The sequence below is a fragment of the Citrobacter sp. RHBSTW-01013 genome (assembly GCF_013781985.1).
Lineage (GTDB): Bacteria > Pseudomonadota > Gammaproteobacteria > Enterobacterales > Enterobacteriaceae > Citrobacter > Citrobacter braakii.
In genome coordinates, this window is record NZ_CP056185.1 from 2,044,300 (window position 1) to 2,059,883 (window position 15,584).

General features: G+C 52.9%; 20 protein-coding genes. 6 read left to right on the plus strand and 14 right to left on the minus strand.

The genetic code is table 11. The annotated features are described in order from the left end of the window. Positions 1 to 14: 14 nt before the first annotated feature. The 6 genes from phsB to HV350_RS09845 all read left to right on the plus strand — a co-directional run bounded on the left by phsB (position 15) and on the right by HV350_RS09845 (position 4,978). Positions 15 to 593, plus strand: coding sequence for a thiosulfate reductase electron transport protein PhsB (phsB, locus tag HV350_RS09820; RefSeq protein ID WP_016153548.1), 579 nt, complete (start codon positions 15 to 17; stop codon positions 591 to 593). After that, entirely contained in the window at positions 590 to 1,357 is a 768-nt protein-coding gene (gene phsC, locus HV350_RS09825; protein WP_032319018.1) for a thiosulfate reductase cytochrome B subunit, read from the plus strand. Before phsB ends, phsC begins: the two co-directional genes overlap by 4 nt. A 138-nt stretch (positions 1,358 to 1,495) precedes the next feature. Next, positions 1,496 to 2,668, plus strand: coding sequence for a serine-type D-Ala-D-Ala carboxypeptidase DacD (gene dacD, locus HV350_RS09830; RefSeq protein WP_032931656.1), 1,173 nt, complete (start codon positions 1,496 to 1,498; stop codon positions 2,666 to 2,668). 123 nt (positions 2,669 to 2,791) lie between these two features. After that, the gene (gene sbmC / locus HV350_RS09835; protein ID WP_016156886.1) at positions 2,792 to 3,259 is read left to right on the plus strand and encodes a DNA gyrase inhibitor SbmC; all 468 of its coding nucleotides are present in this window, start codon (positions 2,792 to 2,794) and stop codon (positions 3,257 to 3,259) included. An 86-nt stretch (positions 3,260 to 3,345) separates the two neighbouring features. Next, complete coding sequence (locus tag HV350_RS09840; protein WP_169330003.1) at positions 3,346 to 4,404, plus strand: FUSC family protein; 1,059 nt, start codon at positions 3,346 to 3,348, stop codon at positions 4,402 to 4,404. Positions 4,405 to 4,642: 238 nt separating this feature from the next. After that, positions 4,643 to 4,978 carry a DUF496 family protein gene (locus HV350_RS09845; protein ID WP_003834176.1) on the plus strand — a complete coding sequence of 112 codons (336 nt, stop codon included), beginning with the start codon at positions 4,643 to 4,645 and terminating at the stop codon, positions 4,976 to 4,978. Positions 4,979 to 5,018: 40 nt separating this feature from the next. On the opposite strand, the gene HV350_RS09850 is transcribed toward HV350_RS09845, so the two are convergent. The 14 genes from HV350_RS09850 to pduJ form a co-directional block, all read right to left on the minus strand. Continuing rightward, positions 5,019 to 5,885, minus strand: a complete 867-nt coding sequence (locus tag HV350_RS09850; RefSeq protein WP_104651488.1) for an L-threonine kinase — start codon at positions 5,883 to 5,885, stop codon at positions 5,019 to 5,021. Between the two features lie 92 nt (positions 5,886 to 5,977). Continuing rightward, positions 5,978 to 7,192 carry an acetate/propionate family kinase gene (locus HV350_RS09855; RefSeq protein ID WP_046275681.1) on the minus strand — a complete coding sequence of 405 codons (1,215 nt, stop codon included), beginning with the start codon at positions 7,190 to 7,192 and terminating at the stop codon, positions 5,978 to 5,980. After that, positions 7,177 to 7,629 (minus strand): propanediol utilization protein PduV, encoded by a 453-nt coding sequence (gene pduV / locus HV350_RS09860; protein WP_049270742.1) that lies wholly within the window; start codon positions 7,627 to 7,629, stop codon positions 7,177 to 7,179. Before pduV ends, HV350_RS09855 begins: the two co-directional genes overlap by 16 nt. Before the next feature lie 4 nt (positions 7,630 to 7,633). Further along, positions 7,634 to 7,984 carry a propanediol utilization microcompartment protein PduU gene (gene pduU, locus HV350_RS09865; RefSeq protein WP_016156881.1) on the minus strand — a complete coding sequence of 117 codons (351 nt, stop codon included), beginning with the start codon at positions 7,982 to 7,984 and terminating at the stop codon, positions 7,634 to 7,636. Beyond that, positions 7,984 to 8,538 (minus strand): propanediol utilization microcompartment protein PduT, encoded by a 555-nt coding sequence (gene pduT, locus HV350_RS09870; protein WP_003030201.1) that lies wholly within the window; start codon positions 8,536 to 8,538, stop codon positions 7,984 to 7,986. Before pduT ends, pduU begins: the two co-directional genes overlap by 1 nt. Positions 8,539 to 8,540: 2 nt before the next feature. Then, positions 8,541 to 9,896 carry a cobalamin reductase PduS gene (pduS, locus tag HV350_RS09875; protein WP_181599145.1) on the minus strand — a complete coding sequence of 452 codons (1,356 nt, stop codon included), beginning with the start codon at positions 9,894 to 9,896 and terminating at the stop codon, positions 8,541 to 8,543. Next, positions 9,893 to 11,005, minus strand: coding sequence for a 1-propanol dehydrogenase PduQ (locus HV350_RS09880; protein WP_181630385.1), 1,113 nt, complete (start codon positions 11,003 to 11,005; stop codon positions 9,893 to 9,895). Before HV350_RS09880 ends, pduS begins: the two co-directional genes overlap by 4 nt. A gap of 10 nt (positions 11,006 to 11,015) precedes the next feature. Then, entirely contained in the window at positions 11,016 to 12,401 is a 1,386-nt protein-coding gene (gene pduP, locus HV350_RS09885; RefSeq protein WP_047357934.1) for a CoA-acylating propionaldehyde dehydrogenase PduP, read from the minus strand. Then, complete coding sequence (gene pduO / locus HV350_RS09890; protein WP_181630387.1) at positions 12,398 to 13,405, minus strand: two-domain cob(I)yrinic acid a,c-diamide adenosyltransferase PduO; 1,008 nt, start codon at positions 13,403 to 13,405, stop codon at positions 12,398 to 12,400. Before pduO ends, pduP begins: the two co-directional genes overlap by 4 nt. Before the next feature lie 8 nt (positions 13,406 to 13,413). After that, on the minus strand, positions 13,414 to 13,689 hold the full coding sequence (locus HV350_RS09895; RefSeq protein WP_003030211.1) for a EutN/CcmL family microcompartment protein: 276 nt from the start codon (positions 13,687 to 13,689) through the stop codon (positions 13,414 to 13,416). 3 nt (positions 13,690 to 13,692) lie between these two features. Continuing rightward, positions 13,693 to 14,184, minus strand: coding sequence for a microcompartment protein PduM (pduM, locus tag HV350_RS09900; protein WP_181630389.1), 492 nt, complete (start codon positions 14,182 to 14,184; stop codon positions 13,693 to 13,695). Next, positions 14,181 to 14,813 carry a phosphate propanoyltransferase gene (locus HV350_RS09905; protein WP_016153533.1) on the minus strand — a complete coding sequence of 211 codons (633 nt, stop codon included), beginning with the start codon at positions 14,811 to 14,813 and terminating at the stop codon, positions 14,181 to 14,183. The genes pduM and HV350_RS09905 overlap by 4 nt, the downstream gene beginning before the upstream one ends. Further along, positions 14,813 to 15,277, minus strand: a complete 465-nt coding sequence (locus HV350_RS09910; protein ID WP_049270753.1) for a BMC domain-containing protein — start codon at positions 15,275 to 15,277, stop codon at positions 14,813 to 14,815. Before HV350_RS09910 ends, HV350_RS09905 begins: the two co-directional genes overlap by 1 nt. 24 nt (positions 15,278 to 15,301) lie before the next feature. After that, positions 15,302 to 15,577, minus strand: coding sequence for a propanediol utilization microcompartment protein PduJ (gene pduJ / locus HV350_RS09915; protein ID WP_001057752.1), 276 nt, complete (start codon positions 15,575 to 15,577; stop codon positions 15,302 to 15,304). Positions 15,578 to 15,584 lie beyond the last annotated feature (7 nt).

Here is a 15,584-nt window from a genome sequence, read left to right on the forward strand (position 1 = left end):
GAAAGGAGAACATCATGAATCAATCAACAAACCCTTATGTCATGCTGCATGACGAGAAACGCTGTATTGGCTGTCAGGCGTGTACGGTTGCCTGCAAGGTATTGAATGACGTGCCGGAGGGATTTAGTCGCCTACAAGTGCAGATCCGTTCACCCGAACATGAACCCGAGGTGCTGTCCCACTTCCAGTTTGTTCGCGTTTCCTGTCAGCATTGTGAAGATGCGCCGTGCGTCAGCGTCTGTCCTACCGGAGCTTCATTTCGTGACGAAAATGGCATTGTGCAAGTGGATAAGTCTCGCTGTATTGGTTGTGACTACTGCGTCGCCGCTTGCCCGTTCCATGTCCGCTACCTCAACCCACAAACGGGGATTGCCGACAAATGTAACTTCTGCGCCGATACTCGCCTGGAGGTCGGACAATCGCCAGCCTGCGTTTCCGTTTGTCCGACGGATGCGCTGAAATTTGGTCGTCGCGATGACCCGGAAATTCAGCACTGGATTAATCAAAAAGAGGTTTATCGCCAGCAAGATACGCGTAGCGGCCCGGTAAGTGTCTATCGGCGTAAAGAGATCCATCAGGAGGGTAATGTATGAATTCTATCTGGGGAGCAGAGCTTAACTATGCGCCGGACTACTGGCCGCTGTGGCTCATTTATGCAGGCGTTATTATTGTGCTGATGATTGCGGGTCTGGTCACGCACGCGCTGTTACGTCGGATGCTGGCGCCTAAAACGGCAACCGGGGAAGAGCATCGGGACTACCTCTATTCGCTGGCGGTCCGCCGCTGGCACTGGGGTAATGCACTGCTCTTTATCCTGCTTCTGCTGAGCGGCTTGTTTGGCCACTTTTCTGTCGGACCGGTGGCCTTAATGGTGCAGGTACATACCTGGTGTGGCTTCGCATTGCTGGCCTTCTGGATTGGCTTTGTGTTAATAAACGCAACCAGCGGCAACGGCTGCCATTATCGCGTGAAATTTAGCGGGTTGATATCACGCTGCCTGCTGCAAACACGCTTTTATCTGTATGGCATTATGAAAGGTGAGCCGCACCCGTTTGCCGCAACGGCAGAGGACAAATTTAACCCGCTGCAACAGCTGGCCTACCTGGCCATCATGTACGCACTGGTTCCACTACTGATCATCACCGGGTTGCTATGTCTCTACCCGCAGGTGGTAGGGGCGGGGCCGGTGATGCTGGTGCTGCATATGGCGTTAGCGATTGTGGGCTTACTGTTCATCTGCGCGCATATTTACCTGTGCACGCTGGGTGACACACCGGGGCAAATTTTTCGCAGTATGATCGATGGTTATCACCGCCATCGCAGTCATCATGCAGAGACCGCGCCGCGTAAAGGGTAGCTCCGGCGAGGTTTGTCTCTGAAACCCTTTCCTGATAGCAAGAAAATGTGCCTTATGTCACATTTTCTTGCAATTTATCCATGTTTGTTCGACAGAACTTCCGTAAAAAGAACGGCTATTTCTCCCTTTCCTGAGGACATGCTGTTGAAACGCCGTTTGTTTATTGCCGCTTCACTATTAACGATGAGTTTTTCGCCCGCCTGGGCGAGCGATGCCGTGAGCTTCGCCCCACAACCTCCAGCGATTACTGCCGGGGCATGGGTGTTAATGGATTACACCACGGGCCAAATCCTGACAGCCGGTAATGAACACCAGCAGCGCAATCCTGCCAGCCTGACGAAACTGATGACTGGCTATGTTGTCGATCGCGCAATTGACAGCAAGCGTATTAGTCCGACAGATATTGTGACCGTCGGGCGCGATGCATGGGCAAAAGATAATCCGGTATTTGTCGGTTCATCCTTGATGTTCCTGAAAGAAGGGGATCGTGTTTCGGTACGCGACCTCAGTCGTGGGTTAATTGTTGATTCCGGTAATGATGCCTGCGTGGCACTGGCGGATTACATCGCCGGAGGGCAGCCGCAGTTTGTCGCGATGATGAACAACTATGCGCAAAAACTGAACCTGCAGGACACCCATTTTGAAACGGTACATGGTCTGGATGCGCCGGGTCAGCATAGCTCGGCGTACGACCTGGCCGTGCTGTCCCGCGCTATCATCCACGGGGAACCGGATTTCTACCATATGTACAGTGAGAAAAGCCTTACCTGGAACGGCATCACACAGCAAAACCGTAACGGCTTGTTGTGGGATAAAACCATGAACGTAGATGGCCTGAAGACAGGGCATACGTCCGGTGCCGGGTTTAACCTGATTGCTTCCGCCGTCGATGGTCAGCGCCGTCTGATTGCAGTGGTGATGGGTGCGGAGAGTGCGAAAGGGCGCGAAGATCAGGCGCGTAAACTGCTGCAATGGGGGCAACACAACTTCGATACAGTGCAGGTTTTGCGTAGCGGTAAGCAGGTTGGCACTGAACGGATCTGGTATGGCGATAAAGAAAAAATCAGCCTCGGAACCGAGCAGGATTTCTGGATGGCCCTGCCTAAAGCAGAAGTCCCTAACATCAAAGCAAAATATGTCCTTGATAAGAAAGAGCTGGTTGCTCCCATCGCTGCGCATCAACGTGTGGGGGAAATTGAACTCTACGATCGGGATAAGCTGGTGGCGCATTGGCCTCTGGTTACGCTGGAATCCGTCGGCGAAGGCGGCGTTTTCTCGCGCCTGAGCGATTATTTCCACCACAAGGCGTAGTTTTTCCTGATGCGTCTGACTGGCAAGAGTGCGAATTTGCTCACATAATAATCACTATTTCCTTGTGGCCGACATAGCCAGAAATTACACTGTATATAAATACAGTGTAACAGTGGAGGTTGTATGGAGTACGAGATAAAGCTGGTCGAAAAACGCATGATTGCCGGTTTCCATATGGTTGGACCGTGGGAACAAACGGTGAAGCAGGGGTTTGAGCAATTAATGAAGTGGGTCGACGGTAAACAGATTGTGCCTTTGGAATGGATTGCTGTTTATTACGACAACCCTGATGTTGTTCCTGCGGAAAAACTGCGCTGTGATACCGTGGTTTCTGTGCCTGAAGGTTTTGAAATCCCGGAAAACAGCGAAGGGGTGATCCTCACCGAACTGGCGGGTGGCGACTATGCTGTCGCCGTTGCGCGCGTTGAGAATCACGATTTTGCGACGCCTTGGTATCAGTTCTTCGAGCGCCTGTTGCAGGATACAACTTATACGATAGCCGCTAAACCCTGCTTTGAAGTTTATATGAACAATGGCATGGAGGACGGTTACTGGGACATTGAAATGTACGTGCCAGTGCAGACGAAGTAACTGTTTTGGGGGTAAATCAGGATGATCTTTTCACGCTAAAAACAGGTACAATTCGCTTCTTTGCTATTCCCTGACGGAGTGGATGAGTGCGTGCAGACAAATCGCTGAGTCCTTTTGAAATTCGTTTGTATCGTCATTATCGTGTGGTGCATGGTATTCGCATTGCGCTGGCGTTTCTCCTTACTTTTCTGTTGGTACGCCTGTTAAACATTCCCGAAGGTACATGGCCTCTGATCACGCTGGTGGTGATTATGGGGCCAATATCTTTTTGGGGTAACGTTGTTCCCAGGGCCTTTGAACGTATAGGCGGCACGATCCTGGGCTCGGTCCTGGGACTGGTTGCCCTGCGTCTGGAACTCTTCTCGCTGCCGTTAATGCTGATATGGTGCGCGGTAGCGATGTTTCTCTGCGGCTGGCTGGCGCTGGGTAAAAGGCCGTACCAGGCGCTGCTGATTGGCATAACGCTTGCCGTGGTCGTGGGTGCGCCTGCCGGAGATATGAATACCGCGTTATGGCGCGGTGGTGATGTTATTCTGGGGTCGTTACTGGCGATGCTGTTTACCGGCATCTGGCCGCAGCGGGCATTTATACACTGGCGTATCCAACTGGCGCATTGTGTCACGGGGTACAATCGGGTGTATCAGGCCGCGCTATCCCCCAATCTGCTCGAGCAACCGCGGCTGGAAAAGCATTTAAAACAACTGTTGAGCGACGTTGTCAAAATGCGTGGGCTCATCGCTCCTGCCAGCAAGGAAACCCGCATTCAAAAGTCGATCTTTGAGGCTATTCAGACGGTGAATCGCAATCTGGTCTGCATGCTCGAGCTGCAAATTAATGCGCTGTGGACCAGCCGTACCAGCCACTTTGTCATGTTGAATGCGCATACTCTGCGTGAAACTCAGCTCAGGACCCAGCAGGCACTACTGACAATAACCCACGCCTTGTATGAAGGTAATCCGCAGCCGGTGCTTGCCAATACGGAAAAGCTCAATGACACCGTGGCAGAGCTGCGTCAGCTTATTGCTGAGCATAAAGGCGATAATGTCGCAGAAACACCCATTCACGGCTACGTTTGGTTGAACATGGAGATGGCTCGACAGCTGGAGTTACTCTCACATTTAATCTGTCGCGCACTGCGCAAATAAAGAGCAGATGAGGGGATTGGTTCTACTGCTGCTTCGATTCAGCAAAGATTAGAGGTATGATACTGAAAAAGGCTAAAACCATTGGTAACTGCAATGGCTTTACCCTCGATAACTCAGGTTTCAACCATGCATTGTCGATGCAGATGCAACTTGAAGTATGGCGGGCATGAAAGTAATGTTGACCCACTTTAGCCGTTGTTTTAACGAATCCGAATCTCACATTATCAGGGGTGTAAAAATGGAAACTACCAAGCCTTCTTTCCAGGACGTGCTGGAATTTGTTCGTCTGTTCCGTCGTAAAAACAAACTGCAACGTGAAATCCAGGACGTTGAGAAAAAGATCCGTGACAACCAGAAACGCGTTCTGCTGTTGGACAACCTGAGCGACTACATCAAGCCTGGTATGAGCGTGGAAGCGATTCAGGGCATCATTGCCAGCATGAAAAGCGATTATGAAGATCGTGTTGATGACTACATCATCAAAAACGCCGAGATCTCTAAAGAACGCCGCGATATCTCTAAAAAGCTGAAAGCCATGGGCGAAGTGAAAAACGGCGAAGCGAAAGCCGAGTAACGATTTTATGCTTGTTCGGGTCGCTGCCGTGCGGCGACCCTTATTGCAGTTCGACCCCGCCCGTTACCATGCGTAACAAATGCTGTTCTGGCCAGTGAATAGTAAGTTTTTTCTGCGTCAGCATCCATTTAATGTAATCCACATCATGACGATTTCTGTCCAGCATCAGTCCGACTACGCTGCCGCTGTGCGCGACGTTGACGCCGTATAAATCACATTCTTCCACCAGTGCTAATAGTGAATCAAAATCCGGCTTTGGTAACAGCAGTTGGCTGGCGATTGCGCTAAGCGTAGCCGCTTCTCCCAACCGGTAAGGATTTTGGCTAATACAGGCTTCCTGTACTTTTTCCCATGCCCGTTGGAGGGCCGCAGCTCCTGCCTGCAAGCCGGAATGACGTGGAATACGGTGATAATCCGCGGTACGCAATGTTTCAGGGCTTTCGAGAACCAGCAGATCGAGTTGAGGCTGAGCTTCACAACCAATTTGCGTGGAAGCGTTGTTATGATCGAAAAGGGTTAGCTTACGAAAAACGGTGCTGTCGGTTGGCTCCAGAGAAACGCAAAGCTGTGCCAGTGTTGGCTCGTCCAGTTGATGACCCAGATAATGCGCTGCGGCGATGGCCGTGGCGGCAATATCCGCAGTGCTGCTGGCCATTCCTTTCGCGATGGGAATGGTTGACTGAACATCTATCCGGATATCCTGACTGAGATGCGCCGGGTACTGCCAGTGCTGTAATAACCTGTTAACCATTGCCCGAGAAAGTGGACGTTCATCTGTCAGCGGTGAGCCTGAAGTGACCTCAACGGTGCTATACCATTCGACCGGGCAGGAGACCAGTTTCTCACTCCCCAGAATCCAGCCCTGGATAAGTTCTCCGCACGATGCGGGACATTGCGCAACAGCCACGTCTTCACCTTTGTGTTCAGCAATCCTCGGCGCATAGTGTCATGGCGATCGCGCTATTACCATGATTTGCCGCAATTTGCGGTGCGGCAATATCAGGCGGGAATGCCCAATGTCACAGTTTCTGATATCGCTAAACGCATAACGTCCTGGGCTATCATCAGCTCTTCATTGGTATTAATCACCGCCACTTTAACCACCGCATTTTCCGTTTGAATAAAGGTGGCGTTACGCTGATTTTTTTCTTCATCAACGGCCAGACCTAAGAAATTCAGGTTGTGGCAAATCGCGGCGCGAGCACGCGCTGAATTTTCACCAATTCCCCCGGTAAACACCAGCGCATCCAGACCGCCCATCTGCATAATATAGCTGCCAATAGTGGCGCGAATCCGCTCGGCAAAAAGCGTCAACGCCAGTGCTGCCTGGTGATTGCCCGTATCTGCGGCATGTTCAACGTCCCGGTAGTCGGGTGAAACACCAGAAACTCCGAGTAATCCGGACTCATTGTTGAGCAATTGGTTGAGCTGCTGCGGGGTTTTGCCTTCACGCAGGGCAATCCACGGCAGAATGGATGGATCAATATCGCCACTTCGCGTGCCCATCATTACGCCAGACTGCGGCGTAAAACCCATGGAGGTATTCACCGAATGTCCGCCTTTGATAGCGCAGATGCTGCTGCCGTTGCCCAGATGACAACAAACAACCCGCAGGGCGCTGAGCGGCACGCCCAGCTTTTCAGCAAGCTGAGCGCTGACATACTTGTGGCTGGTACCATGAAAACCATAACGACGAATACCGAGCTCTGAGTAGTAGCGCCAGGGCAGGGGATAGATGAAAGAAGGCTCATCAAGGGTCTGATGAAAAGCCGTGTCAAAAACCGCAACGGCTGGCGTTTTCGGCAGTAGCTGGCGAAATATCGCAATCCCCAACGCATTAACCGGGTTATGAAGCGGTGCCAGTTCCGCAAGGCGTTCGATTTCCACCAGTGTTTCATCAGTTACCCGCGCGGAATCTTTGAAGGATTCTCCACCGTGTGCGACGCGATGGCCAACGCCGTCGATCTCTTCCAGACTGCTGATAATATTGTGGCTGAGCAGTTTTTCCAGTAGCAGCGTTACTGCTTCACGGTGATCGGCTACGGGCAAAGTCTCCTGCCATTTTTGTGCTGGTGCTTTTAGGGTGACCTGCGCATCAGACATACCGATACGCTCGATCAGTCCCTGGCAAATCATTTCACCCTGCGGCATCGCCAGGAGCTGAAACTTAAGCGAGGAACTACCTGCATTAATGGCCATTATTTTGTGAGACATGAAGGTTCCTTTGCATTCAGAAAAATGAACATCTCATCGACCCCGGTATTCTCCAGTGCGCTGGTGACAAATACTTTTTGCGCGCCAGCCTGAACTAACCAACTCTCCACGAGAGAAATACGCTGCGGGCTGGCTAAATCGGCTTTGGTGACGAGGCCGATAACGGGTCGGTTCATCGGGCCAGTAAAACCTGGAGAAAAAGGTGACCACGGCGCGTCAGCATTGAGAACCAGCGCGATGATGTCTGCTTCACAGGCGCTGGCCAGCAGCGCGCTGTACAGGCAGCGGTTTTCGAGATATTCACCCGGTGTGTCTATCGTTGTGGGAGACCAGACAATGGCCTGGGTCTTCTGATAGTGAAGCGCCTCTCCCCGCATGCACTGCGTGAGTGACGTTTTACCGCACTGGCTGGGGCCAATTAGCATTATGCGTTTCATGAGATTATGTCCGGGTGATGGGACAGGCGGTAAAACGCATCATTTCACCCAGCGTCCGGGTTACCTGTTTCAGCGCGTACTCAACGGCGGAAACATCGCCCGTCAGTACCACAGCGCCGGTAAAACGGTCGAGAAAACCAATCTCTACCGCCCCGGATTTCGTGGCGATATCACAGGCGATGATTGAGGCTTCGCTGGGGGTAATCGTCAGAATACCGATTGCGGAAACCGACTCTGGTAATCCCAGTTTCTTGAACAAATCTTTACCCGGATTAGCGATAAGATGCGCCAACGTAACCTGCTTGCCAGGAACATATTCCTGAATCATACGATCCGTGGTGGGTTGTCTTTCCATTATCCCTCCACCATCTGTCGCCACATGCTTTCATGCGGACGAGGGATGACCGAACGGTAAACCAACAGACCTTTTTCACCCGCACTTTCACTGGCAACTGTCACTGCGTTATTCACATCAGACACATCGCCAGCGACAACCATGTAGCACTTGCCGCCAATACCAAATGCCATATGGACGCGTACCAGCGTGACATTGGAGGCTTTAACCGCACGGTCGGCGGCGCAGATGCAGGCCGCAACGCTCCATGTTTCAACAATGCCAACGGCCTGACGCTTATCCACGCTGTTAAGTCCACTGATCGCAGGAAGTACGCTGGCGTGAATGTTGGGTAGTACCAGACTATCAACGAGCATATCGCCAGCAAGAGAAGTTCCGGTGGCGATCGCCTGTTGTACTGCGCCTACGTCACCACCGAGCATGAGCAGAAATTTGCCCGGGCAGATGGTCTTGCTGACCAGTAAATTCACATTCGCGCTTTTTAACATGGCATCGCCAGCTTCCATTCCTTTGGCAATGCTGGTGAGTTCTAAAATCCCTATAGCCTGAGACATGATTAACCTCTTATTACCGTGATGGATTGCTCAGTAATTTCGCTGACAATACCGTCAATACTGGCGTGGACAGGTGCGCCTAATGCACCGGACGGCACATCGGCAACGCATTGACCGCGAACAACGTGTTCGCCCTGCTGTACACATGGGATGGCGCTGGCACCAATATGCTGGCGTAGCAACAGCGTCGTTTTATCCGTGGGATAATCAGTCTCAGTCAGTGGCGCATCGTGATACCAGTCGCTAAGGCCCAGTTTGGTAATAAGGCGCTTCACCGGAATAAGCCGATACTTCGCCATTTCATCCTCAGGATTTAACGGCCCTTCATAACGATGGTTGAGCGCCCGTAGCTCGCGTTTAAGCATGCGGTTAATTCGCATCGGTGAAATCCCAACCGGACAGGCTACGCTTTCACATACATTGCATTCTGAACAGGTCAGGGCCGTGAGCAGTAACTGCGGTGTGGCCGCCTGCTGATAATTAACCGCGCGAACCAGCAGGTGCGGCGATAATTCATGGCCGATCAAATGCCTTGGGCACAAATCCGTACACAAACGACACTGCTCGCAAACGGTTTTTGCGACGGAAAGCACGGTGCGTTCATCCTGCATCCGCCGCTGAATCAACGCATGAGACTTTGGTAAAACCAGCAGTCCCCCGGTGGTCTTGCTGACTGGGGTATCCAGTGAGGTAATCAGGCCGCCCATCATCGGACCACCGTTAATAAAACCGGGATCGTCAACGGTAACACCACCGGCCAACGCCAGAACCTCACGTAAAGACATTCCGATAGGGACGGTAAGAGTGATTGGTCTGGCGACCGCGCCGTTAACGGTCAGGGTACGGCGCGTAACCGGATACTGCTGCTCAACGGCTCTGGCGATGTTGAGTACAGTCTGGACGTTATTGACCACCACGCCGACGCTGACCGGCAGCGCGGCAGGCGGAACTCTCCGGCCCGTTGCCATCCAGATGGTCAAAACTTCGTCACCAGCCGGGTAGACATCAGGCAAAATATGTAAGCGGATCCCGGCAGGCAAAAGGGGCGTTAACGCATTGATAGCCTTTTGATATTTCTCTTTGAGCGCAATAATACCGGCCCTGGCCCCGGTAGCCGTCATGGCATATTGAACGCCGCGGATAAGTCGCTCAGCCTGAACGGCCATCAATTGCTGGTCAACTTTCAGCATCGGCTCACATTCTGCCGCATTGACCAGAAACGTATCGACCTGCGCCTGTAATTTTACGTGAGCAGGAAAGCCTGCGCCTCCGGCCCCGACAACACCCGCTGCGCGAACGCGTTCGCGAATTGTCTGCGCATCATAAAGCGTGGACTCTGCCGTCATGGCTGTCTTCATAATAATTCCTCAAGCAGTTCCTGCATGGCGCTGGCGTCGGCAACACGAGGATTGGTTTGCAGCGTGACATCAGCCAGCGCGGCCTGAACCATCGACGGTATACGTTGTGACCAGGCTTGCTTTCCGTCTTTAAGCGCGTCAGCAAAAGAAGGTAACGCACACTGTTTTTTGAGTAGCTCTATATGACGAATTAGCGCATTCAGTGCCGCCGTATCGTTCGCGTTATCCGGGCATAGGTGGCAGGCTTTAGCGAAACGGGCATAGCGCTTCGCGGCCCGCGGATCATGGGCATTAAAATGAATGACATGGGTCAGCAGCAGCGCATTGGCAAGTCCGTGGGGCAGATGAAACTGGCCGCCTAACTGATGGGCAATCGCATGATTGATACCCAGACCAGCCTGACTGAATGCCATTCCCGCGAGCGTTGACGCGTTGTGCATTTTTCCTCTGGTTGCCAGGCAGTCGCCTTTGCTGACGGCGACAGGCAGGTACTGGAAGACAATTTGTGCCGCTTTTTCAGCCAGCGCATCGGTGAAGTCGCTGGCTTTCGTGGACACGTAAGCCTCCAGCGCATGCGTTAATACGTCCATGCCGGTATTCGCGGTTATGGCTGGTGGAACGCTGACGACCAGCGTCGGATCAAGGATGGCCATGTCCGGATAAAGCGCATTATTAAATAATGGATACTTAATGCCTTTATCCGGATCGCTAATCACGCAGGCGCTGGTCACCTCCGATCCCGTGCCGCTGGTGGTGGGAATTGCAACGCAGGTTTCAATCTCAATACCGAACTGTCGGCTGAACCAGACGATGGCTTTTGCGGCGTCCAATGCAGAGCCACCGCCAAAACCAATTACGATGTCCGGTTGTAGGGACTGCATTTGCGCAATCCCTTGTACTACCGTGCTAATGGTGGGATCGGGGGTGATATCGCTGAAAATGCTGATGCGGTTATCCGCTGGCAGCGCGTCGCGCAGCTTTTCAATCAGGGGAGAACGCGCGAGAAAACCATCGCAGATAATCCAGATATGCTTATTCGTGAAGCGCTTAAGCACATCCAGGCTTCCCTGGCCGCTGTACAATCGAGTTTGCAGTGAAAAGCTTTTCATAACGGCCCCATTAGCGAATAGAAAAACCGTTTGTCAGCACGCAACGACGAGAGCGTGCGAAAGTGCGCGCAGATGTCGTTCCTTCGCCGGTCGGCGTTGCAATGGTGAAGGTGGTAAAGCCTTCACCACCAACGCCAATCCCAGCATAAGAGGGGCCATTTTTCACAAAAATGGAGGTCTGAAGCGTGCGCGCGGCAAGGTTCAGACGTGACACATTTTGCGAATGCATAATGGCGGTGTGATGCAATCCCTCTTCAACCTTCAGGGCCAACGTTAACGCGCTGTCAAAATCGCTCACCGTTACGATGGGGAGCATTGGCATCAGTTGCTCGCTGGTAACCCATGGGTCGTCAGCCTTGACGATACCTATCAGTAATCGAGGTGCTTTTGCCGGAACCGGTATTCCCGCGGCTTCCAGTAAGGTTGCCGGGCTTTTCCCTACCAGTTGTTTATTGGCTATTCCTTCTGGTAGACAAACTGCGCGCAGTTTGTCTACCTCTTCGCTATTGAGTCGCATCGCGCCAAAAGACTGCATTTGTTGAACCAGTCGTTCGGCAACGGCATCAACAACAATGAGGCTCTTCTCAGCAATGCAGGGGAGGTTGTAATCAAAGGATGCGCCATTGATGATATCTTCCGCCGCCTTAACCAGGTCGGCTGTTTCATCAACAATGCAGGGAGGATTGCCTGCGCCTGCGCCAATGACTTTTTTCCCGCTTTTCATGCCCATAGCAACAATGCCTGGACCACCGGTAATCGCCAGAACTGCGATTTTAGGGTGCGCCATCATCTGCTGGGTAGCCTCAAAAGTGGGTTCTGTGACCGTGACGACAAGATTCCGAATCCCGCAGCAGCGAAAAGCAATATCTTCAATCATGGTAATCAGCTTCAGTGAGACCGCTTTTGCACCTGGATGTGGGCTAAAATAAACGCTATTTCCCGCAGCCAGCATACTGATGCTGTTGTTAATAATGGTTTCAGTCGGGTTGGTACTGGGGGCGACGGAACCAATCACGCCAAAGGGTGAATACTCGAATAACACCATGCCGCCGTCGCCGGTAAGCGCCGTGGTGGTGAGATCTTCGATGCCCGGGGTATTGTCCAACGCAGCTTTATTTTTAAGGAACTTATCCTCTTTGTTGCCCATTCCCGTTTCGGCAGCGCTTTCAGCAGCCAATGAAGCAAGGTGAGGCGTCAGCTCTTCTCGCAGGGCGTTAATGATGGCGCTGCGGGTTTTCAATGGACATTGCTGATAACGCAGAAAAGCCTGATGAGCGGCATCGATCGCTTCGCTAACGGACGGAAAAATTCCATTACCCTTAACTTCTGCTTTTGCCGGGGCAAGTTGCTCACTCAAAATGTTACGAATAAGGGTTTCAAGTTCTGAAGTGTTCATTGATGTATTCTCACGTTAATTGCCGCAATGGCAGTTTCTGCAATGTCCATATCCTGCTCAACGCTTCCCCCGCTGATGCCAAGACCCCCAAGGAGTAACCCCTCACGCCATAATGCGTACCCGCCACCGAAGGTGACGACTTTTCCCTGCATATGGCTTTCCAGACCGTAAAGCGCGGCGCCTGGCTGCACTGCCGATGTCAGCTCGTGCGTGGCGGTTTTCATTGCCACGGCGGTCCAGGCTTTTTTCGGTGCCAGTTCGCTACTGACGAGTAATGCGTCAGGCATGCGCCAGGTCACCGTTTGGGTCCCATTCGCATCAACAATGCTGATGACGACCGGAACCTGAAGTTCTTCTGCTCTCGTTACCGCAGCGCGAGTGAGTTGGTGGAGTTCCTGAAAAGACAGAGACATAGCCGGCTCCCTGGTGGCTGATGTACGGACGGCTGCGAGATAACGCTCCGCCACTTTCTGAATAATGTTGTTTTGATGGGCGTCATGATCTTCTGCTCGTGCAAGCGCATATAAGCAGTCGGAGAGGCGATTGATATAACGCATCAGCACGTGTCTGACGGAAATCTCGGTAGAGAGTTCGACCAGTCGCCTCTCTGCACGGCGGGCCAGCGTGCGGGCAAAGTGCAGACGGCTGGCGGCTTCGCTGCGGCCAGGTAAAATAAAACTGCGTAGGGGGGGCACTCTCCCCATCGCGTTATCAATGGCGGCTTCCAGCGCGGCAATTTCTTCTGAGCTGATGTAGCGCTGCTCTGGCGCTGGCTGTTCGCTTTCGCTTGCCAGCTCGGCGCTGAACCAAAAAAGCTGCAGTTGAATGTTTTCGAGTAACTGGCGGTGCTGCGGGTTTTTCGCTGCGCAAACACACAGGCTAAGCGCCGCATTAAGTTCGTCCAGCGTACCGTAAGCCTCGACGCGCGGGTGCGTTTTGCTCACGCGTTGCCCGGTAAAGAGGGCCGTTGTGCCGGCATCGCCAGTGCGGGTATAAATCGCCATAGTTCCTCCTAACGAGAAAGCGTGTCGACAATGCCGACGATAGCCAGATCGATGGCCTCATTAGGGCCGGAAAAAACGTGTCTGGCGCTGGAGCCACTGCTGAGTAATACCAGTTCTCCAGTTCCAGCGCCGACAGAATCAACCGCGACTTCATCTCCACTCACAGGGGACGCGGGAAGTTCTCCGTCCGCACTCACCCGACGTACCAGCAACAGTTTCTTCCCCACCAGTGATGGGGATTTTTGCGTGGAAACCACAACGCCTGTAACCCGTGCCAGATGCATAGCTCACTCCTGCTTAATTAATTGGATATTTCGCGTACCGACGGCGTCCTGAGCCAGAGCCGTCACGACACATCGACGACGTAGCACCAGAACGCCCCCCTTCAGTTGGGCGACGTCGGCATAGCTGAGAAGTTTGTCAGGATGCAAAACGATGATTCGCCCCAGCTCGTCACTGAACTCCAGAGGCAGACGCGCAAGTTTTCTAACGGGGATTGCGGGTAACAATCGGTGTTGTAGTGAAATTTTCACGCGGACTCCGCATGCCAGCGCTTCGTGGATCGTTACCACCGACATGTTGTCCGCGCAGCCCTCGGCAATTTGCTCCAGCAATGGCAGGTCCGCCTGCAGGAGGTGGAGCGACGAGTACTGGCAGCACAATGTCCGTGGTTCGATTTCCCGTAACTGCGCGACGCTAAGCGAGAGCGTGCTTTCCGCGCGTTTTTTTAATCGGGAAACAACCTCCTCGATAATGCGTTGCAGCAGTTCGTTGTTCATCGTGGGCTCACCAGTGTGGCAAATGCCTGCGGATTATCTGCGCCCGCAGCATTGGCTTCGTCGGTATCGATATGCATCTCAAGGCGCATATCCGGCGAAACGCGTACGGCGACGTTATCGAAAATCAGTCGACGTTCATCGCCATTAATGGCAACAGAGACTTTATCGCCATGGGAAACGCGCAGGATTAGGGCATCGAGCGGCGACATATGGATATGGCGTTGGGCGACGATTACCCCGGATGCTAAGTCCAGTTCAGCAAATGGACTGATAAGGCGAACGCCTGGCGTGCCCTCGATACTGCCTGACATCCGTAGTGGAGCAGCAATTCCCAACGTACGAGCGTCGGTACGAGAAATTTCGACCTGACTGGTGCTACGCAGTGGGCCGAGTAAGCGCACATTTTTTAACTGACCTTTTGGTCCCACCAGCGTGACGGTCTGGTCTGCTGCATATTGTCCGGGCTGCAGCAGCTCTTTTTTCTCACTAATAGGGTGATTGGGAAACAAGCGGTCGTAATCTTCAGCGCATAGATGAATATGACGATTAGAGATCCCTAGCGGAATAGGGCGCTCACGCATTTCATCCAGAACTTTGGTGACCGTTGTCTCAAGTTGCTGTTTATCCATCACGCTTCACCTCGTTTGCCTGAGTGCAGACAAAGAGAGCGCGGCTCGCCTTTTTGACGGGGGCAGGCAGGGTCAAGACACAGATTGCAGCTAATCAACTCTGCATCTTGCGGCGCTTCGGGCGCTGCATGATCCTCTGTCATCTCTTCATGTGGTACGACCGGTGTCGGGGCGGGCGCTGGCTCAGACTCCGGGGTGACGCTATGTGACAGAATTCCATCCCCTGGTCTGGATATGACTTTGTGAGCCACCAGTCCATCTCGCTGGTCAGCGAAACTGACACCGGTGGAAATGGCCGCCTGGACGGAGGCCACATCCCCGATTATCTTGATCACCATCCAGCCTGAACCGTTGGTTTTTTCGAGGCCCACCAGCGTGATGGAGGCGGCTTTCGCCATGACGTCCGCGCAACTGATGGCTAATGCCAGACCACTAACTTCAAGTAATCCCAGTGATTGCTTCACGCTGTGCTCCTTGGTTGCAACGACTTATGCGGATTTAGGTAAAATGGCTTCAACGTCGCTGTGCGGACGTGGGATAACGTGGCAGGATTTCACCTCGCCAACGGCGCTTGCTGCAGCGCTTCCTGCATCTACGGCAGCTTTCACTGCGCCGACATCGCCGCGAACCATAACGGTGATAAGGCCTGAGCCGATTTTTTCGTAACCAACCAACTGCACGTTTGCGGATTTCACCATGGCATCAGCGGCTTCAATAGCGCCGACGAGCCCTTTTGTTTCAACCAGTCCCAGTGCGTTATTCATACTGCTT

Bases quoted from the DNA above. Each gene is read 5' to 3' on its own strand.
- phsB (WP_016153548.1), top strand. From the start codon at position 15: ATGAATCAATCAACAAACCCTTATGTCATGCTGCATGACGAGAAACGC.
- phsC (WP_032319018.1), top strand. From the start codon at position 590: ATGAATTCTATCTGGGGAGCAGAGCTTAACTATGCGCCGGACTACTGG.
- dacD (WP_032931656.1), top strand. From the start codon at position 1,496: ATGCTGTTGAAACGCCGTTTGTTTATTGCCGCTTCACTATTAACGATG.
- sbmC (WP_016156886.1), top strand. From the start codon at position 2,792: ATGGAGTACGAGATAAAGCTGGTCGAAAAACGCATGATTGCCGGTTTC.
- HV350_RS09845 (WP_003834176.1), top strand. From the start codon at position 4,643: ATGGAAACTACCAAGCCTTCTTTCCAGGACGTGCTGGAATTTGTTCGT.
- HV350_RS09855 (WP_046275681.1), bottom strand. From the start codon at position 7,192: ATGTCTCACAAAATAATGGCCATTAATGCAGGTAGTTCCTCGCTTAAG.
- pduV (WP_049270742.1), bottom strand. From the start codon at position 7,629: ATGAAACGCATAATGCTAATTGGCCCCAGCCAGTGCGGTAAAACGTCA.
- pduU (WP_016156881.1), bottom strand. From the start codon at position 7,984: ATGGAAAGACAACCCACCACGGATCGTATGATTCAGGAATATGTTCCT.
- pduT (WP_003030201.1), bottom strand. From the start codon at position 8,538: ATGTCTCAGGCTATAGGGATTTTAGAACTCACCAGCATTGCCAAAGGA.
- pduS (WP_181599145.1), bottom strand. From the start codon at position 9,896: ATGAAGACAGCCATGACGGCAGAGTCCACGCTTTATGATGCGCAGACA.
- HV350_RS09880 (WP_181630385.1), bottom strand. From the start codon at position 11,005: ATGAAAAGCTTTTCACTGCAAACTCGATTGTACAGCGGCCAGGGAAGC.
- pduP (WP_047357934.1), bottom strand. From the start codon at position 12,401: ATGAACACTTCAGAACTTGAAACCCTTATTCGTAACATTTTGAGTGAG.
- pduO (WP_181630387.1), bottom strand. From the start codon at position 13,405: ATGGCGATTTATACCCGCACTGGCGATGCCGGCACAACGGCCCTCTTT.
- HV350_RS09895 (WP_003030211.1), bottom strand. From the start codon at position 13,689: ATGCATCTGGCACGGGTTACAGGCGTTGTGGTTTCCACGCAAAAATCC.
- pduM (WP_181630389.1), bottom strand. From the start codon at position 14,184: ATGAACAACGAACTGCTGCAACGCATTATCGAGGAGGTTGTTTCCCGA.
- HV350_RS09905 (WP_016153533.1), bottom strand. From the start codon at position 14,813: ATGGATAAACAGCAACTTGAGACAACGGTCACCAAAGTTCTGGATGAA.
- pduJ (WP_001057752.1), bottom strand. From the start codon at position 15,577: ATGAATAACGCACTGGGACTGGTTGAAACAAAAGGGCTCGTCGGCGCT.